The organism is Granulosicoccus antarcticus IMCC3135, from assembly GCF_002215215.1.
GTDB lineage: Bacteria > Pseudomonadota > Gammaproteobacteria > Granulosicoccales > Granulosicoccaceae > Granulosicoccus > Granulosicoccus antarcticus.
In genome coordinates this window covers 6454255-6474563 of the sequence record NZ_CP018632.1, presented here as the reverse complement: position 1 = coordinate 6474563, position 20309 = coordinate 6454255, and the positions used below count along the sequence as shown (strand labels likewise).

The window sequence follows — 20309 nt, the reverse complement described above, 5'->3', positions numbered from 1 at the left end:
TAAAATTTACAGCAACAACATTCGCTGTGGAATCCTAGCCTTTGTTCATGGGCATGAAATTCAACGGTGTTGCCGTTACGCTCATTTCCTTGAGTGGTGGGGCGAACTTTGTCAGGCTGATGCCGGCAACTGCTTCCTGGTACTCTTCGATGCTCGGCGTACGCCCAAGAATCGCCGCCAGAACCACCACAGGAGTCGAGGCTAACAAGGATTCACCCTTCTTACGCTCGGAGTCCTCTACCACGCGACCTTGAAACAGACGTGTGGAGGTTGCCAGTACCGTATCGCCTTTTGCAGCCTTTTCCTGATTACCCATACACAGGTTACAGCCCGGTCGTTCGAGATACATCATGTTCTCGTATTCTGTTCTGGCTGTCTGCTTGGGGTCGTTATCGTCAAACTCGAAACCCGAGTATTTCTGTAACACATCCCAATCACCCTCAGCTTTCAATTCATCAACGATGTTGTAAGTCGGGGCTGCCACTATCAGAGGGGCTTTGAATTCAATGCTGCCGTTCTTTGCTTCCACATTGCGTAGAACCTGGGAGATTATCTTCAGATCTCCTTTGTGAACCATACATGAGCCGACAAAGCCGAGATCTACCGCTTTCTTGCCCTCGTAGTATGAGAGCGAGCGGATGACATCATGGGTATATCGCTTGGAAACATCGTCATTGTTGACATCAGGATCAGCAATCATGGGCTCTACAATCTGATCCAGATCGACGACTAATTCTGCAAAATATTTGGAATTGTCATCTGGCATCAGAACTGGAATCTCGCCAGACTTTATGTCCGCAATCCTTTTGTCAGCGATATCAACCAGGCCTTGAAGGACATTGACATGATTATCCATGCCTTTGTCGATCATGATCTTGATGCGGCTCTTGGCGATTTCCAGAGACTCGATCAATTTGTCATCCTGAGAGATGCAGATGGAGGCTTTCGCCTTCATTTCGGCGGTCCAGTCTGTAAAGGTGAATGCCTGGTCTGCCAGCAAGGTGCCGATGTGCACCTCAATGACTCGGCCCTGGAAGACGTTATCGCCAAACTTCTTCAGCATCTGCAACTGCGTGGCATGTACAACATCACGGAAATCCATATAGTCCTTCAAATCACCTTTGAAGGTGACTTTGACTGACTCGGGGATAGGCATGGTGGCCTCACCGGTGGCCAGAGCAAGTGCCACGGTGCCAGAGTCAGCGCCAAAAGCGACACCTTTGGACATTCTGGTATGCGAGTCACCACCGATGATGATGGCCCACTCATCAACGGTAATGTCATTCAACACCTTGTGAATGACGTCGGTCATGGGGTGGTAAGCCCCTTTTGGATCTCGAGCCGTAATCAGGCCAAACTTGTTCATGAAGCTCATGAGCTTGGGTATATTGGCCTGTGCCTTCTTATCCCAAACAGAGGCGGTATGACAGCCTGACTGGTAGGCGCCATCAACGGTCGGAGAAATGACAGTAGCTGCCATTGCTTCCAGTTCCTGAGATGTCATCAGGCCGGTTGTATCTTGAGAGCCGACGATGTTCACCTTGACCCTGACATCGGATCCAGCATGTAGAACGACTCCCTCAGTGACGCCGACTGCATTTTTGTTGAAGATCTTCTCAACAGCTGTCAGGCCCTGGTCTTCGAGGGTTATTTCCTTGGATGGTGCAAAAACAGGTACCAGTTTTGTACCGAGCGTTGCGGCTGCCAGACTTTGCAGCTTCTTGCCAAAGACGATGGCGTAAGATCCGCCGGCCTTGATGAACTCCAGCTTTTGAGGGCTCAGGGCCGAAGAGATGTCGACAAGTTCTTTGCCGTCGCTGCTATAAAGCTTCTTTGTCTTTGTGTTGATGGTGAGCACAGTCCCCGTCTCCACTGAGTACGTCTGCTCGAGAACAGGGTCGCCATTGGCGTCAAGCACTGGTTTGCCGTCGGAGTCGAGTTTTTTGACCCAGTTCTTCAGATCTAATCCGATACCACCTGTGACACCAACGGTTGTCAAAAAGATGGGTGAAATACCGTTTGTGCCCGCAACAATGGGAGCAAAGTTCACGAAGGGCACGTACGGGCTGGCAGGTTTGCCAGTCCAGAGAGCAACGTTGTTAACGCCTGACATTCTGGAAGAGCCTACGCCCATGGTGCCTTTCTCTGCAATCAACATCACCCGTCTGCCGGGGTTCTGTTTCTGCAGTTCCTGAATCTGTGTCTGGGCCTCTTCGGAGATCATGCACTTGCCGTGCAGCTCACGATCCGAGCGAGAGTGTGCCTGGTTGCCGGGGGAGAGCAGATCAGTGGAAATATCGCCTTCTGCGGCGATGAAGGTAACGACCTCGATTTCTTCGTCTACTTCAGGAAGTTGGGTAAAGAAGTCTGCCTTGGCATAACTTTCGAGAAGCTCTTTGGCAATCTGATTGCCTTCCTTGAATGCATTCGCCAGTCGATCTGTATCCGCTTCATACAGAAAAAACTGGGTCTTCAAGACTTCAAGGGCTTGTTTGGCTATTGGTGCGTCATCGGCCAAGGCCAGATCCAGAAGAACCTTCATTGAAGGCCCGCCCTTCATATGAGAAAGCAGTTCAAAGGCAAATTCTGTCGAGATTTCCTCGACTACGGATTCACCCAGAATGATCTCCTTGATGAATGCGGCTTTTTCAACAGCGGCACTGGTAGTTCCAGGCAAGGTGTTGTAAATAAAGAATTTAAGAGAATCTTCCCTGTGCTCATGCCCAGCGTCTTTGATCTGAGAGATGATTTCTGCAAGCAATTCGCCGCTATCAATCGGCTGAGGATGCAATCCCTGACCTTTTCTATCTTCAATTTCGTTGATGTATTCGAGATACAGACTCATGGGCATGCCTTCGGGAAATAACACAAGGAGTCAGAATTATACTAGGAGTCTGCGAGGTAGACCGAGTTTCGGCAGGCTCAGGTGGTAATAGGCGACTAAAAAGTGTGGTTTTTAATGGAAATTTATCGCATTAATAATATGTATTAGTCTGCCGACGGTGATTCGTGGCCGCCCTGGATGAAATCAGCCTGAATTGATCACACTGGCATTCGATTACATCGCTGCAGCCTCTATGCATCTTGATAATCCGTTATTGTTGGCAAGAATCATATCCATCGAGCCGAGCCTTGAACATGACCAGAGCTATTGCCCCCGCTACCATCGCCGCCAAGGCTGATCATTACGAGGATGCCCTGAGTGGCAGTATCGTCCCGCCGATCCATACCTCGACCACCTATGCCAGAGATACCGGAAATCAACCGTTTAATCCGGCGCATGTCTATGCCCGGGACAACAATCCATCGTTTGTGCAGGCAGAGCGCGTACTGGCAAAGCTTGAAAACGGTGAGCAAGCTCTGTTGTTTGCCTCTGGTATGGCGGCCATTGCGGCGGTATTCTATACGCTGCAAAGCGGTGCTCATGTGGTGTTGCCAAACTCGATGTACTGGGGGGTGTTCAGCTGGACCCGGCAGTACTGTGCGAGAGCGTCAATAACGGTCAGTTACTACGCACCCGATGATGCGGCCAGCTTGCGCAAAGCGCTACAGGACAAGGCAAGCACAGATATTGTCTGGGTGGAAACGCCCAGCAATCCTATGATGCACGTCACAGATATCCGCCTTGCCGCCCAGCTTGCTCATGGGGCAGGCGCGCTGCTGGTTGTCGATAACACGGTGCCCACGCCACTGCTGACACGTCCGCTGGATCTGGGGGCCGATATTGTGATGCACTCAGCCACCAAGTCCCTGAACGGTCATAGTGATGTGATTGCAGGGGCGCTGGTTACGCGGGAAAATCACTCGCATTGGCAGCGTATCGTCACCGAACGGCATGATGCCGGCGCTATCATCAGCCCGTTCGATGCCTCCCAGCTGCTGCGTGGCATGCGAACTCTGTCGCTGCGTGTTGAGCGGGCCTGTCAGAACGCTGCGCGTATTGCCGAGTTTCTGCATGAACATGAGCACGTCGAGGAGGTTCTGTACCCGGGTCTGGAGTCTCATCCCGGTCATAAGGTCGCCCGAGAACAGATGTCTGGTGGTTACGGTAGTTTGATGTCATTTCTGGTGAAGGGTGACAAGGCTGAGACACTGGCCGTTGTCAGTCGACTGCAGCTGCTCGTCCGAGCAACTTCATTAGGCGGTGTCGAGACTTTGATCGAACATCGTCACAGTATCGAACCACCGGAAACTGGTGTGCCAGAGAATCTCCTACGCCTGGCCGTGGGCATAGAAGATGTTGATGATCTGATTCATGATCTTGATCAGGCGTTGTCGCCATCCGTCTGAGCACTGCGGGCAGATCAAAGCGTCATGATCATTTCGTGCCACACCATGCCACCGTGGTCGGATGCTGAGGGTTGGATATAGCGGTAGCCAAATTTCTCATAGAGGCGGATGTGCTGCTCCCTGCACATCAGATGAATGCTCGATTTTCCCATCTCTGACATGCGCTTTACGAATTCAACCATCAGTGCCTCGGAGTGAGCTTGTCGCTGATAGGCCGGATCAACCACGACAGACAGTACGACCACGTTAGGTGCCTTGGGGTCATGTCCGATGAGTTCCTTGAATTCTTCATCGGCCATTTCGACCTCAAAGGCACAAGCGCTGTTGATGAAGCCGATCACTTTTTCCTCGATTTCAAGAATCAGGAAGCCCTGTGAATATTGGGTCAAGCGCTGGGTGATCTTCTCCAGGGTCGCAGCCTCATCGCCTTCATAGGCCAGGGTTTCGATTTCAAAGCAGCGGGCTGCATCCCTCTTCTCGCCGGAGCGGAACTTTCGCATGGTGATTTTCCTGTTCAATCCGTTGGCTATTGTGAACGCATTGTGACCACAACAAAGTAACTGGTGTTCTCCGTTCACCAGCCTTGGTCGTCGCCGGAGTAAGGTTCACTCTTCTCAGGCCGATAGTAAGGCATCGTAACGAGAGCTATCACTCGAATGCCAAGCCTGAAAACCTTCAATGCGTGCGCTGTCTCCACTCAGGAGGCAATAGAACACCTGGACTTGGCTCTGAAGGCTGATCCATTGGAGGCGAGCATTGTGTTCATGTTCTATGGCTGCGAGCATGATGAAAAGGCACTTTACGAGTGGGCGGCAGCAAGCTTTCCGCAGGCCGCTCTGATCGGCGGTAGTTCATCAGGCGGTCTTATCACCGACAAGGGTTTCATGGATCAGCAGGGTGTTGGTTTGCTGGTTATTGACGATAAGTCAGGTGACTATGGCGTCGCAGCAGGTTCGTTGGGTGATGATCCCGCACAGGCGGCCGAGAGTTTGTTGCAACAAGCGCTGGATAGCTGTGATTGCACGGGACAACTTCCAGAGCTCATCTGGGTTTATCAGGTACCGGGTCGCGAGGAAGATGTTATTCAAGGTCTGCGGCGAGTCGTTGGCGACAATTGTCCGATAGTCGGTGGATCGTCCGCCGACAACGATGTTTCAGGGCAGTGGTCCCAAATGGGACCTGATGGGCCACTTACAGACGGGCTCGTTCTGGGTGTGCTTTTCCCTTCCTCGCCACTGGGTTGCGGGTTCCAGGGCGGCTATGAACCCGTTGGACCGAATGGCATTGTCACCGGCATCGGCTATCAGCCGGCAGGAGACAGTGGGGTTGTTACCGGTAGTTCCGGGCGTGAGATTCTTAGTATCGACAATGAGCCTGCTGCCGAAGTCTATAACCGCTGGGCGGGAGATCTTATAGGTCAGCGTATACGAGACGGGGGCAGTATTCTGGCCGACACCACCATGTTTCCGCTTGCAACGGATGCGGGCAAAGTGGATGGCGTAACCCATTACCTACTGATTCACCCCGAGTCGTTAGGGCAGGAGGGAGCCTTGCGTACCTTCTGCAATCTGGAGGTCGGCGCACGGGTTTATGCCATGAAAGGGGAGACCGAGCGCCTGGTCAATCGTGCTGGCAGAGTTGCCGAGCAGGCACGCAAAGCCGTTGAGGCAGGCGGCAAGAGAGTCGCCGGTGGGCTGGTTGTCTATTGCGGCGGTTGCAAGATTGCTGTTGGCGATGAAATCAATAAAGTGACTGATGCTGTCGCCGAAGGCCTTGGCGATGTCCCGTTCATCGCCTGCTTCACCTTTGGTGAACAAGGCCGCCTTATAAATCGCAATGTACACGGTAATCTGATGATCTCGACTGTAGCTTTTGGTGATTGATGACTGAGCAACTCTCGATCGAAAGCGCCGAGCAGCTGCGCGAAGCATTGCTCGCGCTCAGGCATGAGCATGATGCGCTGCTTGAAAGAAACTCGCAGGGGCAACAATTGCTCGACGCTCTGGACTCGCTGCTGGATCTGGATGTTGCGGATGATCCCTTTATCCGGGTATTTGCCTCGTTGCGCAAAATCTTCACATTTTCCGAAGCGATGATGCTTGCTGAGCCTACTGGTGTCGCTGCCGATGCAGGCAACCCTCTGGAATGCATCGTGGCAGAACCTGCCAGCCTGGTCAGCTCGACATGGTCCGTGGGTCCACTGTTTCGAAAAGTTTTGGCGGGTCGGGTTGTTGCAACTTTTTCCAATGTCGGCGTTGTCGAATGGTCTGGCATCGGCCCGAGTGTTCTCTCAGTGGAGCAATCAGCGCTGTACGTGCCAGTCGGCGTCAGGGGGCGTCGGGGAATACTGGTCCTGTTGCGAGCTTTGGGTGAGGAGGGTTATAACCGCAACCATATTGAATTGGCGCGACGCTTTTCATTGCTTGCATCGCATGCTCTGGCGACTCGCTTTGCCAGTGAAACTGCTGCTGAAGGCCACCGCCTGCGTGAGCTGACCGAGCAATTGAAGCAAAGTGAACAGCTGGCCAAGCGTAATGCAAGTCTGTTACAGGAAATGGTCAACGTGCTGCCGGTCGGTGTCGCGGTCCAGGACGAGCTGGGTAGATTGCTGATTGCCAACGATGCAGTTTCATCTATTTACGGGCTTTCAGCTGACGAGATTATCGGTACAGTGCCCATTGCGATGGGTAGTAATGATCCGCAATTTGTCTCCGCACAACATCGCCGGTATAGCGATCAGCTACGTAGCGGCAAACAGAAAACCCGAGAGAAAACCGTTAATCTGGCTGGCATAGAGCATACCCTGCTGGTAACCGAGAAGCCTGTTTCCATTAACAATGAGTCCTTGTTACTCACGGCGTCGCTGGATATAACGGATCGCAAACATTTCGAAGAAGAGCTTTCCCATCGAGCGTTTCATGATGAGCTGACTGGGCTACCTAATCGGGAGCTCATGCATCAGCTGGTTGATGTGGCATTGCGTACTCACGAAGGCTCAGGGCAGTTTGCGCTCGCCTTCATAGATCTTGATAACTTCAAACAGGTCAATGACTATTACAGTCATGCTATTGGTGACGGATTGCTCAAGGCCATGTCACACAGGGTCAGCCAGAGCATCCGCAACGGCGATACGCTGGCAAGAATCAGTGGTGATGAGTTCCTGATTCTGATCGACCCGCTGGAAGACTCGGAAACCTTGTCATTGGTTATAAACCGGGTTCTTGATGCCCTGAAAGAGCCGTTCTGCATTGAAGGGCATGAGGTGATGACCTCAGCATCAGTGGGGGCCAGCATTTATCCGTTGCACGGCGATAGTTACGAAAGCCTGCGCCGTTGTGCAGATAGTGCCATGTATCGCGCCAAGAGTAGTCGCAAGGGCAGCGTCAGCTATTTCGATGAATCGATGCGCGAGACGCTGACCGCACGAATGGATCTGGAGCAGCGTCTTCGGGTGGCGATCCGAGAGAAGCGTTTTGTAGTCGCCTTTCAGCCCAAGGTGGATATAACGAACGGCACGGTTGATGCCTTCGAAGCACTCATCCGTTGGGTCGAGGAGGACGGTACTATTCGTATGCCCGGCGACTTTATCGAGCTTGCCTCAGAGTTGGGATTACTGGATGACATTACCCGGTTCGCACTGCAGGACGTGGTTTGCAATATTCCGATCTTGTCGACACTCTATGGCAATCATATTACCGTCAGTATCAATGTTGCCGCGCCACAGGCCGGCGATGTCACATTCATGCGATCGTTCATCAAGGAACTGGCTGCCACAGGATTTGCCGAAAGAATCGTTCTTGAACTCACCGAGGACGCCCTGGTTGCAACCCAGCGATTTCAGCATCAGGTTCTTCCCGAGCTTCGCTCGCTGGGCGTGCGTGTGTCGATTGACGATTTTGGTACCGGCTACTCCTCACTATCCACCCTTGCTGACATCACTGCCGATGAGGTCAAGGTTGATCGGGCTTTTATCACGGCGATTCACGACAGGCCGCGAAGCCAGGGGATTCTGAGGGCCATCGAATCGTTGTGTACTGCGCTGGATATTGAAATGGTCGCTGAAGGCGTGGAAACCATTGAAGAGCTGGAGTACTTGCGTGATCAGACGAGGATCAGGCTGGTTCAGGGGTATTACTTTTCCAAGCCCGTTTTTATTGAAGAGTTACAGAAAAATCCGACGATTGCAAACATGCAAGCCAGTCTTAACGCACCTTTAAGGCTCAGAGCCTGATCCAAAGTCAGCAGTTTTTCGAATGAATGGTGAACGTTGTCGCGGCGTGCTCATCACGTTAGTCTTCAATCCCATCACTGTTACGTGCATCTATTGTGAAGAGAGAGCCCGCTCCTTTCCCACGCCGCTGCGGCATCTGGAAGTTCAGTCTGGTTCTGTGTACCGCAGTTCTTTGTGGGTGTAGTGGCGATGTCGCGCAGTTTCGGTTTGATGATTACAGAACAAGACTGGCGCGATCGCTGAAGCTCGATGCAGACACAGTGGTTGAACCAATCGCCCCTGCGCGACGTCCCCGCAAGCGAGATATGGTGCTCGAACAATCCAGCTCGACCATCTCTATTGTGGATTTCTTGCGGCTCTACGATTGCGCTTTGGGCGAGGTGATCGGTGAGCGGAACAGTATTCTGGGCAAGGTTGCCCCCGCATCCCAACGCCTCTTCACTGATCTGGCGTTCTTGCAACTTGCACCAGAGTGCATCGCGCAGTTGCAAAGTAGAAACAGTGAGGCTCTGGCAGAGAAGCTGGCTGTCGCCGTCAAGGTCAAGTTCGAAGGTCTGGCAAAGTCGATTGCCAACGCGACGATCGCCAGTGATGAATTCTCGGCTTTATGGCGTGTTCCAGTTGCGCTTGAGGGGTTCCCGGTTAACGGCGGTAGTTTGATGATCACAGAGCTTCATTACGTGGAGTCTCAAGTGGCAAGCTGGTTGTCGGGTGATTTCAGACATGATCCGGCACGCTTTTAACATGGCTATCGTCGGCCCCTCGTCAGCATGTGGAAACAATTCTGCCGATTCTTGAGTCCTGTGGACTGGATCCTGGCAGCCGGGCGTCAGGCAGGCAAGGGTGATCCTGAGCGTTACATCGACACGAAAGTCACAAGTGAGCCTGAAAAGCTAACCATTGAACTCGCTATGAAGGGGTTCTACTGGCTTTGGGGCACATGAAATGCAAATAGCTAACAGCAATAGAGCTCTGCGATGCTATTCAAGGCTGTTGGATTCTTCGCCATTTTCGCAAGATAGCGACAGAAGCAAGCAATGCCCAATTTGAAAACTCGAAACTTCCTTGTTCCGCACTTTGTATTTGTGGTGTTGATGATGATTTCGATAGCTGGCTGGCAGTTTGCCAGTGAAACTCTCGATAGCCAGTCACAGAGTCGTTTTGAGCAAGATGCAACTCATTTACACGAGCAGATTGAAGCCCGTTTCAATACCTATGCCCAGGTTTTGCGTGGTGGTGTTGGTCTGTTCAATAGTTCGGATATCGTCACCCGGGAAGAGTGGCATCAATACGTCTCCGGGTTGAAATTACCCCGGTACTTTCCGGCCATTCGAGGGGTTGGATTCGCTGCCTGGGTGGGCGGCAGGGAAAACGTTGATTCTTTTGAAAAGGCAATCAGAGATGAAGGTTTTCCAGACTATGCCATCAGACCTGTCGAAGCTCGAGAGCAATATACCGCCGTTATCTATCTTGAACCGTTTACAGGGGGAAACCGTCGAGCCCTCGGGTATGACATGTTTACCAGTCCTGTTCGTCGATCGGCCATGGAAAGGGCGAGAGACACGGGGGAGCCGGCTCTATCCGGCAAGCTGGATTTGCTCAAGGAGGTCGCGGGCGAAGAGCAAACTGGCTTCATACTCTATATGCCAGTCTATAGTTCGAAGACGGGAGCTCCGCTTACAGAAGCCAGAAGGCGCGAGACCTTGTTCGGCTTTGTCATGAGTCCGTTTCGCGCTACCGACCTGATGAAGGGCATTTTGCGTCCGGGCCAATCCAGTATCAACTTTCAGATCTATGACGGCCCATCGTTGTCAGATGAATCCATGCTCTATGATGGAGCGAGCCAGCTCAAGATAGATCGACAATCCACGCCTGTTCAATTTGAAACGACGAAAACAGTCATTATTGCGGGACGGTTGTGGACTATCAACTACACCTCAACCCCTTCATTCACAAAAACAACGGACTCAGCGCTTCCCTGGATATTGCTGGTTACCGGCACATTGCTCAGCTTGTTGATGTCCATCGTTGCGTGGATGTTGCTCTCTGCCAGAATGCGAGTAGTGCAAAGGACCAATGAGCTGCGCAAACAGTCGGATATAAATTCGGTATTACTGGAGAATCTGGCGGAAGGCGTCGTTGCCTGTGACGCTGATATGACCGATGTTCTAATGAACAAAAAGGCGAGAGAATGGTTCCAGACAGACCCCTCCAGGGAGGTTGACATGAACTGGACCAATCGGCTTCGAATGTTCGAAAAAGATGGAACTACGCCTATTGCTCCGGGAATATCCCCGCTCTTTAGAGCGGTTGCAGGGGCAACCATTCAGAGTGAGGAGATATGTATTTCTGAACCAGGACAAGAGTCCCGTTTTGTTCTGGTAACAGGGGGGCCGCTGCCCGATATTGACGGTCAAAAATCAGGTGCGGTCTTGTCGCTACGTGACATTTCCGAACATCGTCTTGCCATGAAGAATATTGAACGGCAGCAGGCATTTCTGGCAGATGTCATAGACAACATACCGAATCTGATTAGTGCGCGAGATCGTGAAGGCAATCATGTGTTGGCCAACAAAGCTTATGCCGAAAGCATCTACGGCATGTCGCCAGAGGAATTGATTGCTGGTTGTGTCACCGGCGCCATAGATGATTCATCACCCGATGTTGATGAAATGCAAGAGGCTGTGGCCGTTATCGAAAAAAACATGAGCCTCGAGTATGTCAGAGCCCTGACCCTGCTTGATGGTCAGCAACGCTGGTTCAGTATAGGCAAGCTGCCGATTCGATCGAACAAGAATTCCGAGAACATTATACTGACTGTCGCTTCGGATATCACTGAATTGAAGATCAGTGAAGAGCGAATCAGTACCATGAATCAGGAACTGGAAAGCCGTGTCGTAGCAAGAACAACCAGTCTTGAGGAAGCCAACCGTAAACTGGAGGAGGCGACTCAGATAGCCGAGGCTGCCAATCTTGCAAAATCGTCATTTCTTGCCGTAATGAGCCATGAAATTCGTACTCCCATGAACGGTGTTGTCGGCATGGTCGAGGTGTTGATGAACGAATCACGGAACAACGATCTGTTAATGTCCTTGCAGATGGTTCTGGACTCGGCTTTTTCGCTGTTGGAAATAATAGATGACATCCTGGACTTTTCGAAAATAGAGGCCGGTCAATTCGAACTTGAAAACACTGAATGCAATATCACGGAGTTGATTGAGAGCGTGGTTCGAGCATCGGTGCCTTTGGCCAGAAAAGGCAACTCCACCGTAAGCCTGTATATCGACCCGGAAGTTCCGCACAGTGTCTTGGTAGACATTACGCGCTTTCGGCAGTTGTTGACCAATCTTGTCGGAAACGCCGTAAAGTTCAGTGGTAAACAACTTGAACGTAGTGGTCATGTGGAAATACGGGCATCGGTACTGCAGGCAGAATCTTTGAGCCTGCAACTGGATGTAATCGATAATGGTGTCGGTATGTCGCAAGACACTCAGGAGCATATATTCGACTCTTTCGTACAGGCTGAATCATCCATTACCCGACGTTTTGGTGGATCTGGTCTGGGCCTTTCTATTTGCAAGCGCATCGTCGAGATGATGCATGGTGAGATGGTGGTCGAAAGTCAGCTTGGAGAAGGTTCCCGGTTCAGGGTGTTGCTGTCGCTTGAGGTGCTGTCGACTAAGGAAAATGCCGCCGAGTTTGAAAACATCGAAGATGTTGATTGTGTGTTGATTGAATCTGCAGAATATAACTCTGCAGACATCACGGAATATTTGCAGCTTGCCGGTGCCAGTGTCCATGAGGTTGCAGACTTTAGCCAGGCTGCTGCAACGATTCACGACACTGAGCACCTTGCAGTGCTACTTTGCACTGCTGCACACCTGAAGCAGTCGAAAGCAGATATCGATAAACCGATTTCCAGCGAGACGGGCCATGTGGTGTTGAGCCGCGAGGAAAATACACTGGGTATGCATATCAGACGTTTGCCCACAACGCATAGTGGAAGCAATGAAACTATCAGCGCTGTCGTTGTCGACTATAACGCGCTTCGACGCAAATCACTGATTGAAGCGGTGGCCATCGCTGTTGGCCGTGCCTCACCCGAAGTCATGCACACCTTTGCTGAAGAAAACATATTGCCGACGCTGGTGCCTTTGGGCGTGAATGCGGCGATGGCCGCTGGAACCTGTATTTTGGTGGTGGAAGATGATTCGGTCAATCGTATGGTGATCAAGCGACAGTTGGCAATATTGGGACAAACCGCCGAGTTTGCAGAGAATGGAAGTGAAGCCTTGGAGAAATGGCGAGCTGGGAGTTACGGTCTGGTGTTCACTGATCTGCATATGCCCATCATGGACGGGTACACAATGACCAAAGCAATCAGGGAGGAAGAGCCGGAGGGTGAGCATATTCCTGTGGTCGCACTCACGGCAAACGCACTGAGTGGTGAACCTCGACGAGCCGCCGAGGCAGGCGTTGATGGCTATTTGATCAAACCGTTGAAGCTGTGTGCTCTCAAGGATGCTGTCAGCCAGTACCTTGTCTTGCCGATCGGCAATGAGCTGGAGTTGCCAGACGACCTGAAAGAGCAATCGGAGCTTGTTGGTAACGAGATCAAGGTCTTTGATCCAGAGGTACTGAAACAGCTTCTGGGGGATGAGACGGAAATCATAATCGAATGTCTGCAAGAATTCGTGGTGTCTTTGGATGGGGTGGGCAACACGCTGGTGAGTTCTATCAAGAATCAGGATTGGGACTCGGTTGATCAGCTGGCTCATCGCCTGAAATCCTCATCCTTGTCTACCGGTGCGCTGGAAGTCTGGAAATTGTGCAAGCGTATTGAATCCGCCCGCATCAAAGGTGAGCTTGCTTTACTTGACAGCCATGCTGATGAAATGACTCTTGCCATTGTAGAGGCCGATACCGCGATCAATGACTTCATAACGAACGATGCGTCTGACCGGGGCCCGGTATAGTTGAGTTCGATGAACTGATTGAGGATGTTTGTCAGGCCAGACGATTGGTGATGATGTCTCCACGATCCTTTTACGTTTACGCCTTTTGCCAAATCCTCTCCTGTGTTACTTTTATCCGGTCCAGTTCACAGATCCCAAAACCTGTTGTTTTCGTAGGAGAGTGACAGGTTCTGGAATATCTGGCGAATCTTCAGTTCCGACGGATCTTATGGATCACAAAGTCGCACAGGAGTACTTAGTACAATGGTATCGGAGACAGAGCCTGCGCAAGCCGGTGCACAAGCAGACAAGGCACAGCATTTGTCAGGGCATGTACATCTGGCGGACATCGCGATTGGGGTGGTCATTGGACGGGCGTCGGAATTCTTTGAATTCTTTGTTTTCGCCATAGCTTGTGTACTTGTATTCCCCTATACGATCTTTCCGTTCGTCTCACCCGTGGAAGGCACTTTGTATGCATTCGCGGTTCTGGCTCTGGGTTTTCTGGCACGCCCCGTTGGTACCCTGTTTTTCACCGAAATCGATCGTCGATACGGACGCGCTACCCGTTTAACGATAGCGCTGTTTCTGATGGGCCTTTCCACTGTGGCCATCTCTTTCCTGCCAAGCTACGAGGCACAGGGCTGGCTGGTCATTGCGAGTCTTTGTCTGTTTCGTTGCGGGCAGGGAGCAGCATTGGGAGGTTCATGGGATGGAACTGCTTCATTACTTGCTCTGAATTCGCCGCCGGATCGCCGTGGACGGTATGCCACTTTGCCGCAGATCGGCGCTCCGCTGGGACTGATACTGGCAGCATCACTTTATCTGTTTCTGATCGTCAGCCTGTCCGATGAGGATTTCCTTCTCTTCGGCTGGCGTTATCCCTTTTTCGTCACCTTTGCAATCAACGTCGTTGCCCTGTTCGCCCGCTTGAGATTGACGGAAAGTGTCGAGTTCAAAACGCTGTATACCAGTAATGAGCTCGCTCCGGCTCGTACCCTGGATGTTATCCGCGAAGAGTGGCAGCAAATCATCATCGGTGCCTTTACGCCATTGGCCAGTCTTGCGCTGTTCCATATGGTGACCGTCTTCCCACTGAGCTGGATCATGTTGAACTCCAGTGAACATCTTGAACTCTTTATAGTCATAGAGATCATTGCGGCAACGTTTGGCCTGGTTGCCATTCTCGCCTCAGGCCCTATTGCCGACAGGATCGGTCGCAGACGACTGCTGTTACGGATGGCTATTGCCATTGCAATATTCGCCGTTGTATCGCCATTACTGCTGGGGCGTGGCGGCATAGTTGGCGAGGCACTCTACGTGCTTATAGGGTTCATTCTGCTAGGTCTGTCGTTTGGTCAGTCATCGGGTGCTACAGCTTCGGGGACAGCCCTTAAAAACCGGTATACGGCCTCGGCCATGACAACCGATCTTGCCTGGCTCTTCGGAGCTGGCTTTGCGCCATTCGTTGCTCTTTATCTGAGTGAGCACTTCGGCATCTGGCTGGCTGGTGGATATCTGCTGTCTGGCGCCGTAGCAACGGTGCTTGCACTGAGCCTGTTCACACGTCGCAATGAAGAGCGCCGTGAACATGATGCCTCGTGGCGCTGAATGAAGACAGATATGATGCAGACGACACTACGCAGTTTTTGTTTCCCTCGACAACCGTTGCTGGCTCATTGGCGATGGTCTGGCGCGGCGGCCCTGGTCATGCTGCTGTCCGGATGTAGCTCAGACGTCATGGCCCCGGCTGGTCATGTCGCCGTGCAGCTACGCAATATCATGGGCATCAGCACTTTCCTGATACTGCTGATCGTGATTCCAGTGATGGTAGCGATAGGCATCTTTGCCTGGCATTATCGAGCGTCGAATCATCGCGCCGAGTACGATCCGGATTTTCACCATTCGACATCGCTGGAGCTGCTCACTTGGGCCGCACCGCTGACTATCGTCGTGTGGTTGGGAGCTGTCACTTGGGTCGGCACCCATCAGCTTGATCCTTATCGCCCCCTGGACAAGATTGATGCACACACACCGGTAGACCCCGAGGTCGAACCGCTCATCATTCAGACCGTATCGATGGACTGGAAGTGGATGTTTTTCTATCCCGAATACGGCGTTGCTACCATTAACGAGGTGGCAGCACCGATCGATCGCCCGATCAAATTCGAGCTGACCTCAACCGAGGTCATGAACGCATTTCATGTTCCCGCACTTGCCGGCATGATCTACACCATGCCCTCGATGCAGACGACACTCTGGGCCGTCGGTAACGATCCGGGTGTGTATCACGGGCGCTCTTCCCATTACAGCGGCGCCGGGTTCTCAGGCATGTCTTTCGATTTTCTTGTGCTGGAGCAGAGTGAATTTGACCAGTGGATAAGCAAGGTGGGGGACGGTGAAACTCTAGACAGGCAACGTTATTTCCAGTTGGCCGAGCCGAGTGAGAACGTGGAACCCATGTTCTTTTATTTGGCGGATGAAGAGCTTTATCACGATATTCTCAACCGCTGTCTGCATCAGGGGGAGGTTTGCATGGATGCGCAGATGAAGCATGGTGCTCAGCAGGGCGCGACAGAACACGGCGATCACGGAAGTGATGAAAGCGAACATGATGCAAGCTCGACCGAGGCGGCAGAGCCGGAGAAAGAGCCCATGACAGAAACCTCGCACGGCAAACACACCGAGCAACAGAACTGAAGGTATGGCAAATATGGCCACTGCGGAAACCTACGATCCGACTTTCCTGTTCGGGAAGCTCGGCTGGCATTCGATACCGTTTCACGAACCCGTCCTCATCGGCACCTTCATCGGCGTTGTGGTTATCGGTGCGGCGCTGTTTGGCGCTCTGACGTACTACAAGCTCTGGACTTATCTGTGGCGGGAATGGTTTACCACCGTTGATCACAAGAAGATCGGTATCATGTACATGGTGCTGGGATTGGTGATGTTCCTGCGCGGTTTTGCCGACGCTCTCATGATGCGTTTGCAGCAGGTCCTGGCATTCAATGGCTCAGAAGGCTATCTCAATGCGCATCATTACGATCAGGTGTTCACCGCCCATGGGGTGATCATGATCTTCTTTGTGGCGATGCCTTTCGTCACGGGCCTGATGAACTACGCTGTGCCTCTGCAAATTGGTGCACGTGACGTCTCCTTTCCGTTTCTGAATAACTTCAGTTTCTGGATGACTGCCAGTGGTGCGGGCCTGACGATGGTCTCGTTGTTCATCGGCGAATATGCCAAGACGGGTTGGCTCGCCTTTCCGCCGTTATCGGGAATATCCTCCAGTCCGGATGTGGGGGTCGATTACTATATCTGGGGACTGCAGATTGCCGGGGTGGGGACGACGCTCTCGGGCATCAATCTGCTCGCCACGATCATCAAGATGCGTGCGCCGGGCATGACCATGATGCGCATGCCGATCTTTACCTGGACCTCTCTGTGTACCAATGTCCTGATCGTTGCCAGTTTCCCGGTCTTGACGGCAACGCTCACGCTCTTGGCGCTCGATCGTTATATAGGCTCTAACTTCTTTACGAATGATGTTGGTGGCAATCCGATGTTGTACGTCAACCTGATCTGGATCTGGGGTCACCCTGAGGTTTATATCCTGATTCTGCCGCTGTTTGGTGTGTTCTCTGAGGTTGTTGCAACGTTCTCAGCCAAACGCATATTCGGTTACTCCTCGATGGTCTATGCAACGATCTGTATCACCATTTTGTCGTACCTGGTGTGGTTGCATCATTTCTTCACCATGGGATCGGGGGCGACGGTGAACTCTTTCTTTGGTATCGCGACCATGATTATCTCGATTCCAACCGGTGCAAAACTGTTCAACTGGCTGTTCACTATGTACCGTGGGCGGATACGCTATGAGCTGCCCATGATGTGGGCGATAGCCTTCATGATGACGTTTGCCATCGGCGGCATGACGGGTGTCATGCTGGCCGTGCCGCCCGCCGACTTCATTCTTCACAACTCCTTGTTTCTGGTTGCGCACTTTCACAACGTGATCATCGGGGGCGTTGTGTTCGGTGTCTTTGCCGGTATCAACTACTGGTTCCCCAAGGCATTCGGATTCAAACTGGATCGCTTCTGGGGACTTGTCAGTTTCTGGTGCTGGGTGATCGGCTTCTGGGTGGCTTTCACGCCGCTCTACATTATCGGCCTGATGGGTGTGACACGACGGATGCGGGTGTTCGATGATCCCTCGTTGCATATCTGGTTCATCATTGCAGGCTTTGGTGCCCTGTTCATCGCAGGCGGCATATTTGCCTTGCTGATGCAGATCTTCGTCTCGATCAGAAATCGCAAGGAACTGGCAGTTGATGGTGACCCCTGGGATGCGCGCACACTGGAGTGGGCGACCTCGTCTCCGCCACCGGATTACAACTTTGCCTTTACACCCGTGGTCTATGACGTGGATGCCTGGTCGGATATGAAAGCTCATGGTTATACCGCACCGACGTCGGGCTTTCGTCCGATTCACATGCCACGAAGTTCGGGTGCCGGCGTCATCATGTCCGGCATCGCACTGGTGCTCGGTTTTGCACTGGTCTGGCATATCTGGTGGCTGGCCGCCTTCTCTTTCATCGCGATGATCGGTGCGGCGATCAAGCACACCTTCAATTACGATCGCGACTACGACATTCCGGTCGAGACGGTGATCACGACAGAATCGCGACAACTCGCGCCTTCAGCCATCGCGACTGACGGATAGGTGAACAGATAATGAGTAGCTCAATTGAAACCAGTCCTGAACAGACACGTGTCTGGCATCTGAAGGAGGAGCCCCATCACGCGGCAGGCCACAGCACGCCGCTTGGATTCTGGATGTATCTGATGAGTGACTGTCTCATCTTTGCCATCCTGTTTGCCACCTATGCCGTGCTGGGGGATCGCTATGGCGGTGGCCCTGATCAGAAGGCGCTGTTTGACCTCTGGCTGATTGCACTAAATACCAGCATGTTGCTTCTGTCGTCGATCACTTACGGGTTTGCCATGCTGCAGATGGGTAGGGGTAATCAGGCCGGCTTGCGCAAATGGCTGTTGATTACGGCTGCCTTCGGTGGAGCTTTTCTGGTGATTGAGCTCTATGAGTTCTATCATCTCATTCATGCTGGCTATGGCCCCGGACGCTCAGCCTTTCTGTCATCATTTTTCGTACTGGTCGGTACACATGGTCTGCATGTGACATTTGGTATCGTGTGGTTGTTTGTACTGCTTGCGCAGATCAGAAAACATGGTCTGACCAACGATAATCGACGTCGTGTCGAAACGTTGTCGATGTTCTGGCATTTTCTCGACGTCATCTGGATTGGCGTTTTTACTGTTGTCTATCTGATGGGGGCAATCTGATGACTGACGCAGAACATGCACCATCAGCCGACGGTCATATTCCGCACGGCGACTTTCGTTCCTACATGACAGGTTTTGTCCTGTCAGTCATTCTGACGGCAATTCCCTTCATTCTCGTGATGTCCGGTGGGCTGGAATCGCGTGCTCTGACGGCTGTGATCGTGCTCTTGTTTGCCGTGGTGCAGATTGTGGTACACATGATCTACTTCCTGCATATGGATTTGCAGGCAGAAGGTGGCTGGAACATGACGGCCCTGGTGTTCACACTGATCGTTCTGGTCATCTGCCTTGCCGGTACGATGTGGGTCATGCACCATATGGACAGCAACATGATGCCCGATATGATGGAAGTCATGGATGATGGGGGCATGAATGGTCAGGGGATGAGCGAACCGGGACTCGGAGAGTCTGATGTGCCGGGCCAGGACATGTCGCCGAACAAGTAAGGGCACTCATCGACTGTCGTGCCAAAGCGTTTGACGAACAATGACTCGGTAGCTGCACGACCGCTCTGGCAAAGAGCGGCCATGCTGCTGTTGCTGGTATCGCTGGCGGTGTTGTTCAGCGGGCTGGGTAGTTGGCAATTGCACAGGCTGGCCTGGAAGCAGGAGTTGATCGCAACCGTGGATGCACGCATTCACGCAGAGTCTGTGCCGGTTCCAGATTCCGCTGACTGGAATGATATGAAGGTGGAAGAACTGGTTTATCAGCGCATTTATCTGGCTGGTGTTTTTGATCATGCCGCCGAAGTCCAGTCGCTTGCCGTCACCGAGCTGGGCAGCGGTTATTGGGTCATGACACCACTGCTGCTGGACGCTGGTGGAACGGTGTTGATAAACCGAGGCTTTGTTCCGCAAGCGATGCGTGAGCCGGCGATGCGCCTGACACCAGAGCCTGTGGGCCGTGTAGAGATCACAGGGTTGTTACGTCTCAGTGAGCCTGTGGGCGGCTTTCTACGCAAAAACGCCCCCGAAGCCGGACGTTGGTATTCACGTGACACTGCTGCCATTGCTCAGACGATGAAACTGGCGGGGCCGATAGCGCCTTTTTTTGTCGATGTCGAGAGTCGTGATGATGCCAGCGACATCGACGCTGCAACTGAAAATGCAGGTATCTTTGAAAATACTGTCGATTGGGCTGAGGAGTTTCCTCGGGCGGGACTGACGGTCGTCGCTTTTCGCAATACGCATCTGGTCTATGCGCTAACCTGGTTTGCATTGGCAGCCCTGAGTCTGTTCGGACTGATCTTGTTGTTGAAGGATTGGCGAAAAGCAGATTCGTCTGTGCAGTCAGAGCCGGGCTGACAAAGCCATGCTGCGAGTGTTGTTGGCCTGTTTACCTGTTTGCCAAATTGGCTTTTCCGGCTTTCCAATGAATCAGCGGTTTCAGCAGTTTGCTGATGCCCGACGCAACCGCTGCCAATGCATCCACAGTTGATTCTGCTAGCCGGACCTGCGCTTTGACAGCTTCAC

14 protein-coding genes are annotated in these 20309 nt (G+C 52.4%); 12 read left to right on the top strand and 2 right to left on the bottom strand.

All coding sequences use genetic code 11. The features are described from left to right. Nucleotides 1-34: 34 nt before the first annotated feature. Nucleotides 35-2845: a bifunctional aconitate hydratase 2/2-methylisocitrate dehydratase gene (locus tag IMCC3135_RS27925; protein ID WP_088920584.1), complete on the bottom strand. Its 2811-nt coding sequence runs from the start codon at nucleotides 2843-2845 to the stop codon at nucleotides 35-37. Between the two features lie 293 nt (nucleotides 2846-3138). Between IMCC3135_RS27925 and IMCC3135_RS27920 the strand changes: the two genes are divergently transcribed. After that, the gene (locus IMCC3135_RS27920; RefSeq protein WP_088920583.1) at nucleotides 3139-4290 is read left to right on the top strand and encodes a trans-sulfuration enzyme family protein; all 1152 of its coding nucleotides are present in this window, start codon (nucleotides 3139-3141) and stop codon (nucleotides 4288-4290) included. Between the two features lie 14 nt (nucleotides 4291-4304). Here the strand turns inward: IMCC3135_RS27920 and IMCC3135_RS27915 are convergent, their stop codons facing one another. After that, a complete protein-coding gene (locus tag IMCC3135_RS27915; protein WP_088920582.1) occupies nucleotides 4305-4790 on the bottom strand; it encodes a GNAT family N-acetyltransferase in 486 nt (161 codons plus the stop codon). Nucleotides 4791-4946: 156 nt separating this feature from the next. On the opposite strand from IMCC3135_RS27915, the gene IMCC3135_RS27910 reads away from it, so the two are divergent. The 11 genes from IMCC3135_RS27910 to IMCC3135_RS27865 all read left to right on the top strand — a co-directional run bounded on the left by IMCC3135_RS27910 (nucleotide 4947) and on the right by IMCC3135_RS27865 (nucleotide 20141). Further along, nucleotides 4947-6173 (top strand): FIST signal transduction protein, encoded by a 1227-nt coding sequence (locus IMCC3135_RS27910; RefSeq protein ID WP_088920581.1) that lies wholly within the window; start codon nucleotides 4947-4949, stop codon nucleotides 6171-6173. Further along, nucleotides 6173-8521: a putative bifunctional diguanylate cyclase/phosphodiesterase gene (locus tag IMCC3135_RS27905; RefSeq protein ID WP_088920580.1), complete on the top strand. Its 2349-nt coding sequence runs from the start codon at nucleotides 6173-6175 to the stop codon at nucleotides 8519-8521. The genes IMCC3135_RS27910 and IMCC3135_RS27905 overlap by 1 nt, the downstream gene beginning before the upstream one ends. 95 nt (nucleotides 8522-8616) lie before the next feature. Then, a complete protein-coding gene (locus IMCC3135_RS27900; RefSeq protein WP_157736320.1) occupies nucleotides 8617-9264 on the top strand; it encodes a DUF3080 family protein in 648 nt (215 codons plus the stop codon). A gap of 51 nt (nucleotides 9265-9315) precedes the next feature. Then, nucleotides 9316-9465: a hypothetical protein gene (locus tag IMCC3135_RS34340; protein ID WP_157736319.1), complete on the top strand. Its 150-nt coding sequence runs from the start codon at nucleotides 9316-9318 to the stop codon at nucleotides 9463-9465. Between the two features lie 93 nt (nucleotides 9466-9558). Next, the gene (locus IMCC3135_RS27895) at nucleotides 9559-13497 is read left to right on the top strand and encodes a CHASE domain-containing protein (protein WP_088920578.1); all 3939 of its coding nucleotides are present in this window, start codon (nucleotides 9559-9561) and stop codon (nucleotides 13495-13497) included. Nucleotides 13498-13740: 243 nt separating this feature from the next. Beyond that, the gene (locus tag IMCC3135_RS27890; RefSeq protein ID WP_088920577.1) at nucleotides 13741-15087 is read left to right on the top strand and encodes an MFS transporter; all 1347 of its coding nucleotides are present in this window, start codon (nucleotides 13741-13743) and stop codon (nucleotides 15085-15087) included. A gap of 12 nt (nucleotides 15088-15099) precedes the next feature. Continuing rightward, nucleotides 15100-16176 (top strand): ubiquinol oxidase subunit II, encoded by a 1077-nt coding sequence (gene cyoA / locus IMCC3135_RS27885; protein WP_205737744.1) that lies wholly within the window; start codon nucleotides 15100-15102, stop codon nucleotides 16174-16176. A gap of 13 nt (nucleotides 16177-16189) precedes the next feature. Continuing rightward, on the top strand, nucleotides 16190-18199 hold the full coding sequence (cyoB, locus tag IMCC3135_RS27880) for a cytochrome o ubiquinol oxidase subunit I (RefSeq protein ID WP_236994676.1): 2010 nt from the start codon (nucleotides 16190-16192) through the stop codon (nucleotides 18197-18199). Nucleotides 18200-18210: 11 nt separating this feature from the next. Continuing rightward, a complete protein-coding gene (gene cyoC / locus IMCC3135_RS27875; RefSeq protein WP_088920575.1) occupies nucleotides 18211-18837 on the top strand; it encodes a cytochrome o ubiquinol oxidase subunit III in 627 nt (208 codons plus the stop codon). Then, a complete protein-coding gene (gene cyoD / locus IMCC3135_RS27870) occupies nucleotides 18837-19283 on the top strand; it encodes a cytochrome o ubiquinol oxidase subunit IV (RefSeq protein ID WP_088920574.1) in 447 nt (148 codons plus the stop codon). The genes cyoC and cyoD overlap by 1 nt, the downstream gene beginning before the upstream one ends. Nucleotides 19284-19301: 18 nt before the next feature. Beyond that, on the top strand, nucleotides 19302-20141 hold the full coding sequence (locus IMCC3135_RS27865; RefSeq protein WP_205737743.1) for an SURF1 family protein: 840 nt from the start codon (nucleotides 19302-19304) through the stop codon (nucleotides 20139-20141). Nucleotides 20142-20309: the final 168 nt, after the last annotated feature.

What these genes read in the sequence shown, in the direction of transcription:
- IMCC3135_RS27915 (WP_088920582.1), bottom strand. Translation starts at nt 4,790, where the DNA reads ATGCGAAAGTTCCGCTCCGGCGAGAAGAGGGATGCAGCCCGCTGCTTT.
- cyoC (WP_088920575.1), top strand. Translation starts at nt 18,211, where the DNA reads ATGAGTAGCTCAATTGAAACCAGTCCTGAACAGACACGTGTCTGGCAT.
- IMCC3135_RS27905 (WP_088920580.1), top strand. Translation starts at nt 6,173, where the DNA reads ATGACTGAGCAACTCTCGATCGAAAGCGCCGAGCAGCTGCGCGAAGCA.
- IMCC3135_RS27925 (WP_088920584.1), bottom strand. Translation starts at nt 2,845, where the DNA reads ATGAGTCTGTATCTCGAATACATCAACGAAATTGAAGATAGAAAAGGT.
- IMCC3135_RS27910 (WP_088920581.1), top strand. Translation starts at nt 4,947, where the DNA reads ATGCCAAGCCTGAAAACCTTCAATGCGTGCGCTGTCTCCACTCAGGAG.
- IMCC3135_RS27890 (WP_088920577.1), top strand. Translation starts at nt 13,741, where the DNA reads ATGGTATCGGAGACAGAGCCTGCGCAAGCCGGTGCACAAGCAGACAAG.
- cyoD (WP_088920574.1), top strand. Translation starts at nt 18,837, where the DNA reads ATGACTGACGCAGAACATGCACCATCAGCCGACGGTCATATTCCGCAC.
- IMCC3135_RS27895 (WP_088920578.1), top strand. Translation starts at nt 9,559, where the DNA reads ATGCCCAATTTGAAAACTCGAAACTTCCTTGTTCCGCACTTTGTATTT.
- cyoB (WP_236994676.1), top strand. Translation starts at nt 16,190, where the DNA reads ATGGCCACTGCGGAAACCTACGATCCGACTTTCCTGTTCGGGAAGCTC.
- cyoA (WP_205737744.1), top strand. Translation starts at nt 15,100, where the DNA reads ATGATGCAGACGACACTACGCAGTTTTTGTTTCCCTCGACAACCGTTG.
- IMCC3135_RS27920 (WP_088920583.1), top strand. Translation starts at nt 3,139, where the DNA reads ATGACCAGAGCTATTGCCCCCGCTACCATCGCCGCCAAGGCTGATCAT.